This window comes from Mycobacterium shunyiense (assembly GCF_058270035.1).
Window position 1 is genome coordinate 1 of sequence record NZ_JBZDPT010000034.1, and the last position, 16,163, is coordinate 16,163.

At 67.1% G+C, this 16,163-nt stretch carries 16 protein-coding genes and 1 pseudogene; 7 read left to right on the plus strand and 10 right to left on the minus strand.

The features are described from left to right. Nucleotides 1-98: 98 nt before the first annotated feature. A pseudogene (locus AC4ELS_RS20025) lies at nt 99-1,199 on the plus strand (molybdopterin dinucleotide binding domain-containing protein); the annotation flags it as partial. A gap of 108 nt (nt 1,200-1,307) precedes the next feature. Further along, nucleotides 1,308-2,864: a PE-PPE domain-containing protein gene (locus AC4ELS_RS20030; protein WP_499048881.1), complete on the plus strand. Its 1,557-nt coding sequence runs from the start codon at nt 1,308-1,310 to the stop codon at nt 2,862-2,864. 7 nt (nt 2,865-2,871) lie between these two features. Here the strand turns inward: AC4ELS_RS20030 and hflX are convergent, their stop codons facing one another. The 4 genes from hflX to AC4ELS_RS20050 are packed head-to-tail and all read right to left on the minus strand — an operon-like array spanning nt 2,872 to nt 6,804. After that, nucleotides 2,872-4,281 (minus strand): GTPase HflX, encoded by a 1,410-nt coding sequence (gene hflX / locus AC4ELS_RS20035; RefSeq protein WP_499048884.1) that lies wholly within the window; start codon nt 4,279-4,281, stop codon nt 2,872-2,874. Between the two features lie 45 nt (nt 4,282-4,326). After that, the gene (gene dapF, locus AC4ELS_RS20040) at nt 4,327-5,205 is read right to left on the minus strand and encodes a diaminopimelate epimerase (protein WP_499049143.1); all 879 of its coding nucleotides are present in this window, start codon (nt 5,203-5,205) and stop codon (nt 4,327-4,329) included. Between the two features lie 7 nt (nt 5,206-5,212). After that, nucleotides 5,213-6,130, minus strand: a complete 918-nt coding sequence (miaA, locus tag AC4ELS_RS20045; RefSeq protein WP_499048887.1) for a tRNA (adenosine(37)-N6)-dimethylallyltransferase MiaA — start codon at nt 6,128-6,130, stop codon at nt 5,213-5,215. Next, nucleotides 6,118-6,804, minus strand: coding sequence for a class III extradiol ring-cleavage dioxygenase family protein (locus AC4ELS_RS20050; RefSeq protein WP_499048889.1), 687 nt, complete (start codon nt 6,802-6,804; stop codon nt 6,118-6,120). The genes miaA and AC4ELS_RS20050 overlap by 13 nt, the downstream gene beginning before the upstream one ends. Nucleotides 6,805-7,031: 227 nt before the next feature. Between AC4ELS_RS20050 and AC4ELS_RS20055 the strand changes: the two genes are divergently transcribed. Continuing rightward, nucleotides 7,032-8,381 (plus strand): DUF349 domain-containing protein, encoded by a 1,350-nt coding sequence (locus tag AC4ELS_RS20055; protein ID WP_499048892.1) that lies wholly within the window; start codon nt 7,032-7,034, stop codon nt 8,379-8,381. A gap of 48 nt (nt 8,382-8,429) precedes the next feature. On the opposite strand, the gene AC4ELS_RS20060 is transcribed toward AC4ELS_RS20055, so the two are convergent. Further along, the gene (locus tag AC4ELS_RS20060) at nt 8,430-9,080 is read right to left on the minus strand and encodes an Rv2732c family membrane protein (RefSeq protein WP_064960205.1); all 651 of its coding nucleotides are present in this window, start codon (nt 9,078-9,080) and stop codon (nt 8,430-8,432) included. Continuing rightward, entirely contained in the window at nt 9,068-10,615 is a 1,548-nt protein-coding gene (gene miaB / locus AC4ELS_RS20065; RefSeq protein ID WP_499049146.1) for a tRNA (N6-isopentenyl adenosine(37)-C2)-methylthiotransferase MiaB, read from the minus strand. The genes AC4ELS_RS20060 and miaB overlap by 13 nt, the downstream gene beginning before the upstream one ends. A 158-nt stretch (nt 10,616-10,773) precedes the next feature. Between miaB and AC4ELS_RS20070 the strand changes: the two genes are divergently transcribed. From AC4ELS_RS20070 to AC4ELS_RS20085, 4 genes are read left to right on the plus strand one after another with little or no spacing between them, the layout of a single operon-like run. Then, nucleotides 10,774-11,502 carry an amino acid ABC transporter ATP-binding protein gene (locus AC4ELS_RS20070; RefSeq protein ID WP_064884497.1) on the plus strand — a complete coding sequence of 243 codons (729 nt, stop codon included), beginning with the start codon at nt 10,774-10,776 and terminating at the stop codon, nt 11,500-11,502. 24 nt (nt 11,503-11,526) lie between these two features. Beyond that, on the plus strand, nt 11,527-12,336 hold the full coding sequence (locus AC4ELS_RS20075) for a glutamate ABC transporter substrate-binding protein (protein ID WP_064884404.1): 810 nt from the start codon (nt 11,527-11,529) through the stop codon (nt 12,334-12,336). 21 nt (nt 12,337-12,357) lie between these two features. Then, nucleotides 12,358-13,038: an amino acid ABC transporter permease gene (locus AC4ELS_RS20080; protein WP_499048895.1), complete on the plus strand. Its 681-nt coding sequence runs from the start codon at nt 12,358-12,360 to the stop codon at nt 13,036-13,038. Beyond that, nucleotides 13,039-13,935, plus strand: coding sequence for an amino acid ABC transporter permease (locus AC4ELS_RS20085; protein WP_064960203.1), 897 nt, complete (start codon nt 13,039-13,041; stop codon nt 13,933-13,935). Nucleotides 13,936-13,962: 27 nt separating this feature from the next. Here the strand turns inward: AC4ELS_RS20085 and recX are convergent, their stop codons facing one another. From recX to AC4ELS_RS20105, 4 genes are all read right to left on the minus strand, one after another. Beyond that, entirely contained in the window at nt 13,963-14,526 is a 564-nt protein-coding gene (recX, locus tag AC4ELS_RS20090; RefSeq protein WP_064884398.1) for a recombination regulator RecX, read from the minus strand. Continuing rightward, a complete protein-coding gene (recA, locus tag AC4ELS_RS20095) occupies nt 14,495-15,550 on the minus strand; it encodes a recombinase RecA (RefSeq protein WP_055113217.1) in 1,056 nt (351 codons plus the stop codon). The genes recX and recA overlap by 32 nt, the downstream gene beginning before the upstream one ends. 153 nt (nt 15,551-15,703) lie before the next feature. Then, nucleotides 15,704-15,907 carry a hypothetical protein gene (locus AC4ELS_RS20100; RefSeq protein ID WP_055113216.1) on the minus strand — a complete coding sequence of 68 codons (204 nt, stop codon included), beginning with the start codon at nt 15,905-15,907 and terminating at the stop codon, nt 15,704-15,706. Nucleotides 15,908-15,967: 60 nt separating this feature from the next. After that, complete coding sequence (locus tag AC4ELS_RS20105; RefSeq protein WP_055113214.1) at nt 15,968-16,162, minus strand: DUF3046 domain-containing protein; 195 nt, start codon at nt 16,160-16,162, stop codon at nt 15,968-15,970. Nucleotide 16,163 lies beyond the last annotated feature (1 nt).

Consider the following 16,163-nt stretch of genomic DNA (forward strand, 5'->3'; position numbering starts at 1 on the left):
GCTACGGACACCACTCCGCCAAAGCACTGACCTCAATGATCTACCTCTGCCTCGGCGGCCTGAACCCTCAACTACCCACAAGAACATGAGGAGTAGCACAACCGTTCGATTACAACGGACTGCACCTGACCTACCCCGACATCAGGTGCGTGTACTGGGCCGGCGGCAACCCGTTCCACCATCACCAGAACATTCCGAGGTTGCGCCGGGCCCTGTCCCGGGTGGACACCATCGTGGTGCACGACCCGTACTGGACGGCGATGGCCAAGCATGCCGACGTCGTCGTGCCCTCGACCACCGCCTATGAGCGCGAGGACTACTCGGGGTCACGCAATGATCCGCTGCTGGTCGCCATGCCTGCACTGGCCCCGCCGTACGCGGACTCCCGCGACGACTACACCACGTTCTCGGCGCTGGCCGACCGACTCGGGTTCGGCGAGCAGTTCACCGAAGGCCGCACGGCACGGCAGTGGCTGGTTCATATGTACGAAAAGTGGTCAGCGGGTCTGGATTTCGAGGTTCCCGGATTCGACCAGTTCTGGACTGCGGGTCATCTGCGGTTACCCACCGAACCGGGGTTGACACTGCTGGCCGATTTCCGGGCCGATCCGGTCGGACACCGACTGGCCACCCCGAGCGGCCGCATCGAGATCTTCTCGCAGACCATCGACGGATTCGGCTACCCCGACTGTGCCGGCCACCCCCGCTGGTACGAGCCGACCGAGTGGCTCGGCGGTGCGCGGGCCGCCCGCTATCCGTTGCATCTGCTGGCCAATCAGCCCGCTACCCGCCTGCACAGCCAACTCGACGGCGGCGCCACCAGTCAGGCATCGAAAGTACAAGGGCGCGAACCGATCCGCATCCACCCCGATGACGCCTCGGCCCGCGGGCTCGCAGACGGTGACGTAGTGCGGGTGTTCAACGACCGCGGGGCGTGTCTGGCCGGGGTGATGATCGACGACCGGGTGCGCCCGTCGGTGGTGCAACTGCCGACCGGAGCGTGGTACGACCCGGGCGAACCGTCAGATCCCGATTCGATGTGCGTGCACGGCAATCCCAACGTCCTCACCGACGATGTCGGGACCTCGTCGCTGGCGCATGGCTGCACCGGCGCGCATGTGCTGGTGCAGGTCGAGAAGTTCGATGGAGCCCTCCCCCCGGTGCGGGCACATGAGCCTCCGGTGATCCGACGACGCTGAAACTGTTGGGCCGCAACCACTTCGGCTGTTTTCCCGGTGACAGTTGCGTGCCGGTGCAAAGATCCCTTCAGCGCTGACGGCTTCGTCAGCAGAAGGAGATCCGGGCCGATGCGATTCTCACCCCGTTCTGCTGCCAGGTCACTGCTGGTCGGCGCCGTAGCGGTATCCGGCTCGGTGGTCATCGGCCTGACGCCCGTCGGTACCGCAGCAATCGGTCTGGTGGTCGCGGTGACACCGCTGATCGTCCCGGGTACCGGAACCCCGAACCCGCAGGACTCCAACAATTACCTGGCCAACGCCGTGGACTACTACGTCCAGCCCAGCGGTAGTTGCGGCGCCGAGGATTGTGCGGCGCCGGTGGCCATCCCCTACATCGCCCAGTTCTGGCCCATCCCACTCCCAGGCTGGGGCGGACTGGAGGGTGCCAAATGGAACGTGTCGGTGGCCAGCGGGGTCACCCGGCTGACCAGTGAACTCGTCGGCGCCAACAACCCCAGTGCGGCGCATCCCGTGACGGTCTTCGGCTATTCGCAGGGCGCCACGGTGGCCGGCATCGTCAAGGGGAACCTGGCGGACCTGACCGACGAACAGAAGCAGAATCTGAGCTTCGTCCTGATCGGTAACCCCAACCGCCCTGACGGCGGCCTCTTCGAGAGGCTGGCGATCCTCGGCACCGTCCCGATCCTCGACGCGACATTCGGTCAACCCACTCCGACGGACACCGGCATCGAGACCTACGACATTGCGCTTCAGTACGACGGTGTCGCCGACGCTCCGTCATGGGTGCTCAATCCGCTCGCCCTGGCGAATGCGCTGGCCGGATTCGAGTACGTGCACGGCTCCTACCTGGACCCCCGAGGCGACGATCCGGCCACCGCAACGCCATACGGCTACACACCCGAACAGGTGCAGGCCGCGATCGAGAACGCGAAAGCGAACTGCAGTGCCGAGACTCACTGCCAGAAGGTCGACGGCAGCGATACGTACTACGTCACCCTGCCGGCGAAGACGCTGCCCATCATGCAGCCGCTGCTCGACCTGGGTGCGGCGACCGGCACGTCCGCCGTGGTGATCCCGCTCGTCGACCTGATCTCCCCGATGGCGCAGACCCTGATCGAAACCGGTTACACCAGAACCGACTACAGCAATCCGACACCGTTCCAGTTGCTGCCCAGGTTCAACCCGGTCAAGTTGGCCACCGACCTGGTGAACGACGTTCCGGAGGGCATCCGGGCCGCGCTCAACCCCGGGCTCGACCCACTGCCCGGATGGACCGATCCGACGCAGTCCGGCGTGACCGTCCGGATCCCGGACACTGCCGACAAGACCGTTGCCAACAAGACCGTTGCCGACAAGACCGTTGCCGACACCACGAAAGTCGCCGCCATCTCGGATGACCAACCGCTCCGGCGTCTGAGCACGGTCACCGACCCCGAGACGGCACCGAGCGCGGCCGACGACGCGACGGCCCCGAAGCAGCGTCCCTCATTGCCGAAAGCGCTCGCTACCAAGGGACATCCGGCGCGTGACATGGCCAAGTCGCTCCGAAGCGGCGTGCGCAAGGCCCTCGGTCACGACGGCGCGAAGGAAAAGGCCACGGACCGTCCCGAGGCAAAGGGCACCAGCGCAAAGGGCACCAGCAGCAAGAAGAAATCTGCCGCCTGACGCCCGCTCAGAAGGTGGCGAACTCACCCAGGCTCGCGGCCAGTGCCATGGGCACCCGCGCCTTGATGCGGGTGCCGTCGGCAGTGTGCTCGGTAGCGTCCACCCGACCGTCGGCGTGCACCCGCGCGACCAGATCCCCGCGGTCGTAGGGAATCGTCACGTCCACCGTGGCGTCGGTCGGCGGGATCATCTCCGCCATCCGGGCCCGCAACCGGTCCAGCCCCTCGCCGGTGTGCGCCGAAACGAAGACCGCATCGGGCAGGGCGCGGCGCAGCGCGGCCAGTCCGAGATCGGTGGCCGCGTCGATCTTGTTGACCACCAACAGCTCCGGGGGCGGGGCGATGTCGTATTCGACGATCACGTCGTTGACCACCTGCCGGACCGCATTGATCTGCGCCAGCGGATGGTCGTCGGACCCGTCCACGACGTGCACCAGCAGGTCGGCATCGACCACCTCTTCGAGCGTGGACCGGAAGGCCTCGACCAACTGGGTGGGCAGGTGCCGGACGAAGCCGACCGTGTCGGTCAGCACGAACGGCCGGCCGTCGTCGAATTCGCCACGCCGCGTGGTGGGTTCGAGCGTGGCGAACAGGGCGTTCTCCACCAGCACACCGGCCCCGGTCAGTGCGTTGAGCAGGCTGGACTTGCCGGCGTTGGTGTAGCCGACGATGGCCACCGAGGCGGCATCCGAGGTCAGCCGCCGGCTGCGCTGGGTATCGCGGACCTTCTTCATGTCGCGAATCTCGCGGCGCAGCTTGGCCATCCGCTCCCGGATACGGCGGCGGTCGGTCTCGATCTTGGTCTCACCGGGCCCGCGGGTTCCCACGCCGCCACCGGCACCGCCGGCGCGCCCGCCGGCCTGGCGCGACATCGATTCACCCCAGCCGCGCAGCCGGGGCAGCATGTACTCCATCTGGGCCAGCGACACCTGCGCCTTGCCCTCCCGGCTGGTGGCGTGCTGGGCGAAGATGTCCAGGATCAGCGCGGTCCGGTCGATCACCTTGACCTTGACGACCTTCTCCAGTGAGTTGAGCTGCGCAGGCGAGAGTTCGCCGTCGCAGATCACGGTGTCCGCCCCGGTGGCCAGGACCACCTCGCGCAGTTCGACGGCTTTGCCCGAGCCGATGTAGGTGGACGGGTCGGGCTTGTCGCGGCGCTGGATCAGCCCCTCGAGTACTTCGGACCCGGCGGTCTCGGCGAGTGCCGCCAGCTCGGCCAGGCTGGCATCGGCATCGGCCGCGCTGCCTTCGGTCCACACTCCGACCAGGACCACGCGTTCCAGCCTGAGCTGGCGGTACTCGACCTCGGTGACGTCGGTGAGTTCGGTGGAGAGCCCGGCGACGCGGCGCAGTGAGGCGCGGTCTTCGAGGGCCAGCTCGCCGGTGCTGGGTGTGACGGGATGTTCTGGATGAGTCATATGTACTTACAGGTTGTCACGTGCATCGGGCCGCGCGCATCCCTATTAGGCGTGGGCAGCGTTCCACCACACGTCGGAGAGCTCACCACGGGCCACCAGCACGGAGGGGCCGCGCAGGAAGCTGGTGGACTCGGTGATCGTCACGGTGACCTCGCCCCCGGGGATGCGGACCCGCAACGTCCCGGTATCGGCACCCTGACCGTCCAGGGCCGCCAGCGCGGCCGCGACGGTGCCGGTACCGCAGGAGCGGGTCTCGCCGACACCGCGTTCGTGTACCCGCATCGAGACCGCGCCGTTCACCGGAGCGGTCAGGACCTCGACGTTGACGCCGTCGGGGAACAGCTGCGTGTCGAACGACACCGGTGCGGCCACATCGAGTGCCGCCAACTCGTCCTCGGTCAGCCCGACACAGGCCAGGTGCGGATTGCCCATGTCGACGGCCAGCCCGCTGACCTTGCGACCGCCGACGACGGCGGTGCCGGTGCCGAACTGGTTGGCCTTGCCCATCTCGACCGTGACGTCGGCGGTCGTCGCGTCGACGCTGTGCAACACCACCGGACGGGGACCGGCCAGTGACCCGACCACGAACTCGTCGGCAGATTCCAGTCCGGACGCGCGCAGGTAGTGCGCGAACACCCGTACGCCGTTGCCGCACATCTGCGCGATCGACCCGTCGGCGTTGCGGTAGTCCATGTACCAGTCCGAGGCCGCCACCCCGTCGGGAAGTCGGTCGAACACCCCGGCACCCTGCGCGGCACCCGCAGTCGTCACCCGCAGCACGCCGTCGGCGCCGAGGCCGCGGCGCCGGTCGCACAGTGCGGCGACGGCGTTCGGCGTCAGCGACAGCGCGGCGTCGAGGTCGGGCAGCACCACGAAATCGTTCTGGGTGCCGTGCCCTTTCACAAAACCAACTGCGCCGGAGATCACCTGTTCAGGATACGTGCCGCCACGCCCGCAACGCGTCGTGCACCAGCCCGTCGGCCGCCCCGTCCAACCACACGACCCGATGATCACGCCGGAACCACGAGCGCTGCCGGCGCACATAGCGGCGGGTGCCGATGAACGTCGGCTCCCGCGCGGCCGAGCCGTCTCCCCCGGCATCCAGGTCAGCCAACACCTGCGCATAGCCGAGTGCCCGCGCCGCGGTGACCCCGTCGCGCAGGCCGCAACCGATCAGCGTCCGCACCTCGTCCACCAGGCCTTCGTCGAACATCAGGTCGGTGCGTTGTTCCAGGCGCTGATCGAGAACGGCTGTGTCCCAGTCCAATCCGATGATCGCAGTGTCCCAGCGCGGTATACCGATGCTCGGCGCCGAGGCAGCGAACGGCTGCCCGGTGAGCTCCACGACCTCCAGGGCCCGCACGATCCGCCGGCCATCGGTCGGCAGTATCGACGCACCCGCGGCAGGGTCCACCCGGGTCAGCTCGACGTGCAGGGCGGCCACCCCGACCTCGGCCAGCCGCGCCTCCCACCGCGCCCGCACCGTCGGATCGGTGGCCGGAAACGTCCACTCGTCGAGCAGTGACTGGATGTACAGCATCGAACCGCCCACGATCACCGGCACTGCGCCGCGGGCCGCGATGGCTTCCACGTCGGCCGCGGCCTCCTGCTGATAGCGGGCCACCGTCGCGGTCTCGGTGACGTCAAGGACATCGAGCTGGTGGTGTGGGATGCCGCGCCGCTCGGTGACCGGCAACTTGGCAGTGCCGATGTCCATGCCGCGGTAGAGCTGCATGGCGTCGGCATTCACGATCTCGCCGCCCACATTCTCGGCCAGCGCGAGCGCCAGCGCCGACTTCCCCGTGCCGGTCGGCCCGATGACCGCGATGGGCCGGGTCACGGCAGCCATTCGCCGACGAAGTAGCCGACGCCGTACGGGGCTCCGCGATAGCGCTCACGGGCCGATCCCGGCTCGGGTTCGGTCAGACCGGCCAGTACCTGGTAGGCAACCCTGCCGAGCACGGTTCCGGGCAGCTCGGCCAGCGCCGAGAGGTCTCCGGTGGCCAGCGCATCGTCGACTTGCTGTTGCACCGGCGCCGAGTCCGGGTCGTGGCCACCGGGTGCCGCCGGGGTGAGCGTGTTCAGGCCATCGGCGACCACGAGGACACCGACGGGATCCGCAGATTCGTCGAGGCGGGCGCGCAGCGCGCGCCCCCGGGCCAGCGCCTCGCCGACCTGCTGTGATGCGGCACAGACGTGCACCTCGATGTCGGCACCGGGTGCCACCTGTCCGCGGATCCACCCCGCGACCAGGGCACACAGCGGCAGCGCCACCGGATCGCCCATCGCGCCGGGGCTGAGAGCCACTGGGACGTCGGCGCCGTAGCCGGCGAAGGTCCCTGCACAGTCCGGCCCGTACACCGCGTCACCGGGGCCGACCCCGACGGCCAGCCAGCGCGGCGGTAGCGAACGCGCTGCGGCGACGACGGCCTCCCGCAGGTCGGCCACCTCGCCCGCAGCCGCACCCACCAGTTCGGGCACCAGAACCGGTGTGGCAGGGACGATCGCGATGGCGCTCAGCACCTCACCAAACTAGTGCGCGGCCCCTTCTGGGGTGCGCGCCGAGGCCCGGTCGGACGCCCAGATCGGCCCGGGTGAGAACACGTCCGTGCGAGTTTGTCAGGGCATTGCACCTAAAGCCGTGGGCACGGCACAGCACGACCTGCTTCAATAGCGGACAAAGCGACAGCATCAGGCGCCGCGTCGCGCGGCAGATGCGCGGGCAACCGTGCGGAGTACGAGGAGCGGATATGACAACCAGTGAGCCAGGCGGAGCCACCCCCGAGTCGACCTCCGGGCCCACCCCGAAGCCCACGCCCGTTCCGAGGCCCGGACCACCCCGCCCCGTTCCCCGCCCCAGCCGGGTCGCACCCGTGGTTGCCGTGGCGCCGGCCGGCGACCCACACCAATTCGGCCGCGTCGATGACGACGGCACGGTGTGGTTGATCAGCGGATCCGGCGAGCGTGTCATCGGCTCATGGCAGGCCGGCGACACCGAGTCGGCGTACGCGCACTTCGGTCGGCGCTTCGACGATCTGCACACCGAGGTCGCCCTGCTCGAACGCCGGCTGTCGTCAGGCACCGGCGATGCGCGCAAGATCAAATCTGCGGCCGCGGCGTTGGCGGAAAGTCTGCCCACCGCAGCAGTTCTCGGCGATGTCGACGCGCTGAGCGCCCGCCTGTCGGCCATCCTGGAACACGCCGACGAAGCCGCCAAGACCGAGCGGGCCCAGCGCGACGAGCACCGCGCCGCCCAGACCGCACGCAAGGAGGCACTCGCCGCCGAGGCCGAGGATCTGGCAGCCAACTCCACCCAGTGGAAGTCCGCCGGTGACCGCCTGCGCGAGATCCTCGATGAGTGGCGCACCATCACCGGACTGGACCGCAAGCTCGACGACGCCCTGTGGAAGCGCTACTCGTCGGCCCGCGAGACGTTCAACCGTCGTCGCGGCTCGCACTTCGCCGAACTGGACCGCGGCCGGGTAGGCGCCCGCCAGCAGAAGGAGGCGCTGTGCGAGCAGGCCGAGCAGCTGTCCGGCTCGACCGACTGGGGCGCCACCGGTGCCGCGTTCCGCGATCTGCTGACCCAGTGGAAGGCCGCCGGACGCGCCGCCAAGGACGTCGACGACGCGTTGTGGCACCGGTTCAAGGCCGCTCAGGACACGTTCTTCGGGGCCCGTAACGCCGCCCACGCCGAACGTGACGCCGAGTTCAAGGCAAATGCCACCGCCAAGGAAGCGCTGCTGGCCGAGGCCGAGAAGATCGACACGACGGATCTGGATGCCGCCCGCGCCGCACTGCGCACGATCGGCGACAAGTGGGACGCGATCGGCAAGGTTCCCCGCGAGCGGGCCGCCGATCTGGAACGCCGCCTGCGTGCCGTCGAGAAGAAGGTCCGAGACGCCCCGGCCGGTGGTGTGGACCCCGAGGCGCAGGCCCGTGCCGACCAGTTCCGTGCCCGTGCCGAACAGTTCGAGAAGCAGGCCGAGAAGGCGGAGGCCGCCGGACGGGCCAAGGATGCAGCCGAGGCCAGGGCGAGCGCCGAACAGTGGCGTCAGTGGGCTGACGCCGCGGCCGCCACACTCGGAGAGCGCAGGTAACACCACGCTCGGAGAGCGTTTACAGCTCCCAGGCTTTTCTGAGCGCAGCTAGGCCTGGTCGGGCTGATCCGGCTTGTCACCGGAGGTGTCGGGCTTCGCGACGTCGGTTTTGGTCACGTCGGTCTTACTGTCACCGGGCATGGGGATGCCGAGCACGCCGTGCTGCTGATGCTTCGCGGCTTCGCGGCGCCGGTCCTCTTCTGCCGCCAGCTGCAGCGCGGTGCGCGACCACACCACGCGAGCCCAGTGGAAGGTCAGGACGATCACGGCCAGCCACCCGATGATCAGCCCGATTCCGGGACCGGGATGCCCCGCCGCGGTCTGACGCGACCACACCGCAAGCATCCCGAGCGCGCTGGCCACCGCAGAACCGGCCAGGGCCGTCCAGGCCAGCGCCCAGCGGCGGGTGATCAGCGCCAGGGTGGAGAAGCCGACCGAGAACACCAGCGCCAACCAGGTGAACACCCGCGACGGCAGTGAGATGCCGTCGCTTACGGCCGTGGCGTCACCGACCAGGACGTCGAACCCCTTGGTGGTGCCGGTGTGCGGCAGCACGAACGACAGCAGCACCACGAACACCAGGATGGCCACGACCATCGCACGCGGCCCCGTGTCGAATTCGCGGGTGACCTTGCGCTCGACGGCCGCCAGGTCGTCCTTGAACCGGTCGAAGTCGCTTTCGTTGCTCAACAGCCACATCCTCCTGATGACGGCGAGGTTTCCGGCGCACCGATCCGCGGCAGCCCGAGGCCGACGCCGGTCCGCGGGCGCCGCCCCGCCTCGTGGGCGTCGCCGGCGAGGGTACGGCGATGGGTGACCAACGGGGCGTCGGCGATCAGATGGTGCGGCGCGGCACCGGTCACGGTGGTGGTGACGATGTCACCGGGTCGGATCCGCTCCACGTCGCCGCCAGGGCTGAAATGCACCAGTCTGCCGTCGCGGGCCCGGCCCGACATGCGGGCGGTGCTGGCGTCCTTTCGGCCCTCGCCCGTGGCGACCAGCAGTTCCACCGCCCGCCCGATCTGGGCCTGGTTCTCCTCCAGAGAAATTCGCTCCTGCAGCTCGATCAGCCGCTGATAGCGTTCGGTGACAACGGCTTTCGGCAACTGGTCGGGCATGTCGGCGGCGGGGGTACCGGGCCGGATGGAGTACTGGAAGGTGAACGCAGTCGAGAAACGCGACCGCTCGACGACATCGAGGGTGGCCTGGAAATCTTCCTCGGTCTCGCCGGGGAAGCCGACGATCAGGTCGGTGGTGATGGCCGCGTCCGGGATCGCGGCACGCACCTTGTCGATGATGCCCAGGTAGCGGTCGGCCCGGTACGAGCGGCGCATCGCCTGGAGGATCCGGTCCGAACCGGACTGCAGCGGCATGTGCAGTGTCGGGCAGACGTTGGGGGTCTGCGCCATCGCCTCGATCACGTCGTCGGTGAACTCGGCGGGGTGGGGTGAGGTGAACCGCACCCGCTCCAGCCCCTCCACGTCGCCGCAGGCGCGGAGCAGCTTGGCGAACGCACTGCGGTCGCGCGGAACATCGGGGTCGGCAAACGACACACCGTAGGCGTTGACGTTCTGGCCCAGCAGGGTGACCTCGAGCACGCCTTGGGAAGCCAGGGTCTGCACCTCGGCCAGGATGTCCCCGGGACGGCGGTCGACCTCTTTGCCGCGCAGCGACGGCACGATGCAGAACGTGCAGGTGTTGTTGCAGCCCACCGAGATCGACACCCACGCCGCATAGGCCGACTCGCGCGTCGCAGGCAGGGTGGACGGAAACTCCTGCAGCGCTTCGACGATCTCGACCTGGGCGGCGCGGTTGTGGCGGGCCCGCTCCAGCAGTGTGGGCAGGGACCCGATGTTGTGGGTGCCGAAGACCACATCGACCCAGGGGGCGCGGCGCAGTACCGACTCGCGGTCCTTCTGGGCCAGGCATCCGCCGACGGCGATCTGCAAGTTCGGATCGGCCTGCTTGCGCGGGGCCAGATGACTGAGATTGCCGTAGAGCTTGTTGTCGGCGTTCTCGCGCACCGCACAGGTGTTGAACACGACGATGTCGGCGTCGGCGCCGTCGGGGGCCCTACGGTATCCGGCGTCCTCCAGCAGGCCGGACAGCCGCTCGGAGTCGTGCACGTTCATCTGACAGCCGTAGGTGCGGACCTGATAGGTGCGTTCGGAGCCGGGCTGTGTCGTCGACTCCTCGCGCGGGCGCTCGTCGCGCGCCGCGTCCCGGTTCACCATCGTCGTCACGGCCTCAATGGTACGGAGCCACCCGAAACGTCAACGCGGCGGATTGACGAGATCCGGGCAGGCCGGGCGTTCCCTGGGTAAGGTCACCTGCCATGGGTAGCCCCGGCGAGCAGCCGCAGGTCGACGACGCGGCGCCACCAGGTGTGCCGATGATCTCACTTCAGGGAGTCAACAAGCACTTCGGGCCCTTGCACGTACTCAACGACATCAACCTCGATGTGGGGCGCGGCGAGGTCGTCGTGGTCCTCGGACCGTCGGGTTCGGGTAAATCCACGTTGTGCCGCACCATCAATCGGCTGGAGACCATCGACTCGGGCAGCATCGCGGTCGATGGTCAGGAGCTGCCCGCCGAGGGTCGCAAACTGGCTCAGCTGCGGTCGGATGTCGGCATGGTGTTCCAGTCCTTCAACCTGTTCGCGCACAAGACGATCCTGGAGAACGTCATGCTCGCCCCGGTGAAGGTGCGACGCAAGCCCAAGGCACAGGCCAGGGAGGCCGCCATGGCCCTGTTGGACCGGGTCGGAGTGGCCAACCAGGCCGACAAATACCCGGCCCAGCTGTCCGGCGGTCAGCAGCAACGCGTGGCCATCGCACGATCGTTGGCGATGAAACCCAAGGTGATGCTCTTCGACGAGCCGACCAGCGCCCTGGACCCCGAGATGATCAACGAGGTCCTGGCCGTGATGACGTCGCTGGCCGGCGAGGGCATGACGATGGTGGTGGTCACCCACGAGATGGGCTTCGCCCGCCGGGCATCCGATCGCGTGGTGTTCATGGCCGATGGCGCCATCGTCGAGGACGCGCCACCGGCCGAGTTCTTCGACAACCCGAAATCCGACCGCGCCAAAGATTTTCTCGGCAAGATCCTTCATCACTGACGCTCCGCCGAAAGGAACCCGAACATGCCCTCCGTGCCGTTCAAGTTGGTCGGTACCCTCGCGCTCGCGATCGCACTCCCCTTCGCCGCGACCGCATGTGGCGGTGGTGGCGACTCCAGCAAGATCGTCATCGGCACCAAGTACGACCAACCCGGCCTCGGCCAGAAGAAGCCTGACGGCACCATGTCCGGGTTCGACGTCGATGTGGCCAAATACGTGGCCAACGAACTCGGTTATCCCGAGGACAAGATCGAGTGGAAGGAAGCGCCCTCGCCGCAGCGCGAGACGCTGATCCAGAACGGTCAGGTCGAATACATCGTCGGGACCTACTCGATCAGCCCGGCGCGTCAGGAGAAAGTGGCGTTCGCCGGGCCCTACCTGGTCACCGGTCAGAGCCTGCTGGTCCGCGCCGACGAGAACGCCATCACCGGAGCGGAGTCCCTGGCGAACAACCAGAAGGTGTGCTCGGTATCCGGTTCGACGCCGGCTCAGCGGATCAAGGAGAAGTATCCGGACGTTCAACTGCAGCTGTACGACACCTACACCCTGTGCATCGACGCCCTCAGGAACCGTGGAGTCGACGCCGTGACCACCGATGAGGTGATCCTGGCCGGATACGCCGCGCAGACTCCAGGGGAATTCAAGATCGTCGGTAAGCCATTCTCCGAGGAGCGCTACGGCATCGGCCTCAAGAAGGACGACACCGAACTGCGCGGCAAGATCAACGATGCGATCGAGAAGATGATCAACAGCGGAGCGTGGAAAGAAGCGTTCGACAAGAACCTCGGGCCGGCCGGCATCCAGGCGCCGACACCGCCGACCGTCGACCGCTGAGTCGGAGGAAGCAACTCCCCCGTGGAGATATTCACCGAGTACCGCGACCAGATCTTCGCGGCATTCTGGATCACCATCCGGCTGACGATTTACTCCGCCGTCGGCGCATTGATCCTGGGCACGTTGTTGGCGGCGATGAGATTGGCACCGGTGCCGGTGCTGAACTGGCTCGGCGCAATCTATGTGAACATCGTCCGTAACACTCCCCTGACGCTGATCATCATCTTCTGCTCACTCGGGGTGGGGCAGACGCTGCGGATCACGCTGGCCGCGGCGGACTCGCCGACGTTCATCGTGGACAGCAGTTTCCGCCTGGCCGTACTCGGGTTGACGATCTACACCGCATCTTTCGTGTGTGAGACGGTGCGGGCCGGGGTCAACACCGTGCCGATCGGCCAGGCCGAGGCGGCCCGCTCGCTCGGTCTGTCGTTCGGACAGAACCTGCGGTTGATCCTGCTACCACAGGCTTTTCGCGCGGTGATCCTGCCGTTGGGTTCAGTGCTGATCGCCCTGACCAAGAACACCACCATCGCCTCGGCCATCGGCGTCGTCGAGGCGGCGTGGTTGATGAAGACGATGACGGAGAACACCGCCGCACTGCTGACGGTCGGCATCATCTTCGCCGCCGGATTCGTCATCCTGACATTGCCGTTGGGTCTGCTGTTCGGTTGGCTCGGCAAGAGATTGGCGGTGCAGCGCTAGATGTCCAGCGCTTCGGTTCTCTTCGATGTTCCCGGCCCCCGGGCCCGGGTGCGGAACATCATCGTGGCGATCCTGGCCATTGCGGTGACCGCCGTCATCATCGGCGTCGTGCTGTGGCGCTTCAACGAGAAGGGTCAACTCGACTGGGACAAGTGGCAACCGTTCCTGACGGCCGATCTGTGGCGGACCTACTTGCTGCCCGGCCTCCAGGGCACGCTGACCGCGGCCGCCCTGTCGATCGTGCTGGCACTCGCACTGGGCCTCTTGCTCGGTGTCGGACGGATGACGCCGGTGGCGTTCATCCGTTGGCCCTGTGCGGTGTTCGTCGAGTTCTTCCGCGCCGTACCGGTGCTGATCATGATGATCTTCAGCTTCGCGGCGTATGGGCTCCTCGACAGCATGCCGTCGAAGTATCAGGCGCTGGCCGGCGTGGTCACCGGCCTGACCCTCTACAACGGCGCGGTGATCGCCGAGATCATCCGGGCGGGAGTCAACTCTCTGCCACGGGGTCAGGTCGAGGCTGCGGCGTCACTCGGTCTGCGCTGGGGTTCGACGATGCGGCTCATCCAGCTACCGCAGGCCATCACCTCGATGCTGCCGGTTCTGATCTCCCAGATGGTGGTGATCCTCAAGGACACGGCGATCGGCTACCAGATCACCTTCCTGGAGGTGGTGCGCCAGACCACCAACCTCGGTTCGACCTACCGCAACTATCTACCCGCGCTCATGGTCGTGGCACTGCTGTTGATCACGATCAACTTCGCACTGTCCTCATTCGCCACCTGGCTGGAACGGCGAATGCGTCGTTCCAGCCGTGGGCCCGCGCCGCTGGAACCAGAGGCCGTCGAACAGGAAGGCGCACCGGGAGCGCAGGTGCTGCACACTCAACGGGACTGACCCGCGTATAGCGACACAATGCGGCCGCTACACCCGGCGCCGTTCCCGTTCGCCGGCCAGTTCGACGCTGACAACGTCGAAGGCCATCGACTGGTTGTAGCCGCGACGGGCCAACATGCCGACGAGCCGACGCGTCACCTTCACGTCGCCATCGTCGTCATCGAGCCGCTCGCGACGCAACTTGTCCCGAACCAGCTGCTCGGCCCGTTGTCGCTCGGCAGCCGGATCCAGGTCGGCCAGCGCGGCGTCGATGACCTCTTTGTCCACGCCCTTCTTGCGAAGCTCAACAGCCAAGGCGCGCTTGCCTTTTCCTGAGTTGGCGTGCCGGGACCGCACCCACTGTTCGGCGAAATCCTCGTCATCGATCAGCCCGACCTCGGTCAACCTGTTCAGCACCTTGGTGCTGAGGTCTTCCTCGTAACCCCGTTTGGTGAGCTGTTCGATCAGTTCGGAGCGGGTGCGGGCCCGCACAGTGAGCAGACGCAGACAGACATTCTTTGCCTGCTCCTCACGTTTGCGAGGATCCTGCGTCTGCTCCCCGTCGGGCGTACCCGACGACTCAGAAGTCAACCGGGGCGGGAAGGACGTCATCAGCCTTTGCCTCGGCGGTCACGACAGCGCCGATACCGAGCTTTTCCTTGATCTTCTTCTCGATCTCGTTGGCGACGTCGACGTTCTCCAACATGAACTTGCGGGCATTCTCCTTGCCCTGCCCCAACTGCTCACCCTCATAGGTGAACCAGGAGCCGGACTTGCGGATGAAGCCGTGCTCGACACCCATGTCGATGAGCGAGCCCTCGCGGCTGATGCCGTGGCCGTACAGGATGTCGAACTCGGCCTGCTTGAACGGCGGCGAGACCTTGTTCTTGACGACCTTGACGCGGGTCCGGTTACCGACCGCGTCCGTGCCGTCCTTGAGCGTCTCGATACGCCGGACGTCGAGACGGACCGAGGCGTAGAACTTCAGAGCCTTACCGCCCGTGGTGGTTTCGGGCGAGCCGAACATCACGCCGATCTTCTCGCGGAGCTGGTTGATGAAGATCGCGGTGGTGCCCGAGTTGTTCAGCGCACCGGTCATCTTGCGTAGCGCCTGGCTCATCAGGCGGGCCTGCAGACCGACGTGGCTGTCACCCATCTCACCCTCGATCTCGGCGCGGGGCACCAGCGCGGCCACCGAGTCGATCACCAAGATGTCCAGCGCGCCCGAGCGCACCAGCATGTCGGCGATCTCCAGTGCCTGCTCACCCGTGTCGGGCTGGCTGACCAGCAGCGAATCGGTGTCCACACCGAGCTTCTTGGCGTACTCGGGATCCAGGGCGTGCTCAGCGTCGATGAACGCCGCGATACCGCCGGCAGCCTGGGCGTTGGCCACCGCGTGCAACGCCACAGTGGTCTTACCCGAGGATTCCGGGCCGTAGATCTCGACCACGCGGCCGCGAGGCAGGCCACCGATACCGAGCGCGACGTCCAGGGAAATCGAACCGGTGGGGATCACCGAGATGGGCTGGCGCACCTCCTCGCCGAGGCGCATCACCGAGCCTTTACCGAAGTTCTTGTCGATCTGGGCCATCGCCAGTTCGAGCGCTTTTTCGCGATCAGGGGCCTGTTGCGCCATGATGGTGCCTCTCCGAGTAGTCGTGTTGACCGGTGTTCCGATCGGTTGGCGGTGACGTTAGAACAGGCCACCGACAAGTCGGCTCAGTCGGACTGCACCCAGACTAGACGAACATCTGTTCGATTCAAGGAGACACGCCGGAGATGATCTCCGTCAGCGACGCCAGTTCGGAAAATTGTCGAGATCCCGCAGCGTCATGACGAACCCGACCGCGCCGACGGCGATGGCCAGGAAGTATCCGAGGGCCGCCGGCCATCCGGCCAGCGTCGACGCGACCAACCAACACAGCAGTACCGCTGCGATCACCAGCAGAACACCGTAAAGAGGTGTCCGCATCGGGTGGTCACCAAGGCCCATGACTCCGGTATACGCCGAATCGGCGGCCGGGAAAAGACCCGTCGGCTCACCGGTGGCTGTTCACCACTGCTCGCGCGGGACGTCGAAGTCCGCACACAACGCCCGCCACACGCTGCGCGGCTCCACCCCGTCCTCGATGGCCTGCGCGGCAGTGCGGCCGTCGAGGGCCGCCAGCACATGGTCGACGAGCAGCGAACGACCCCGCATCGCGCCGAATTGGCCGTCCACGAGCTCATGGAATTCCGTCAACCGCACG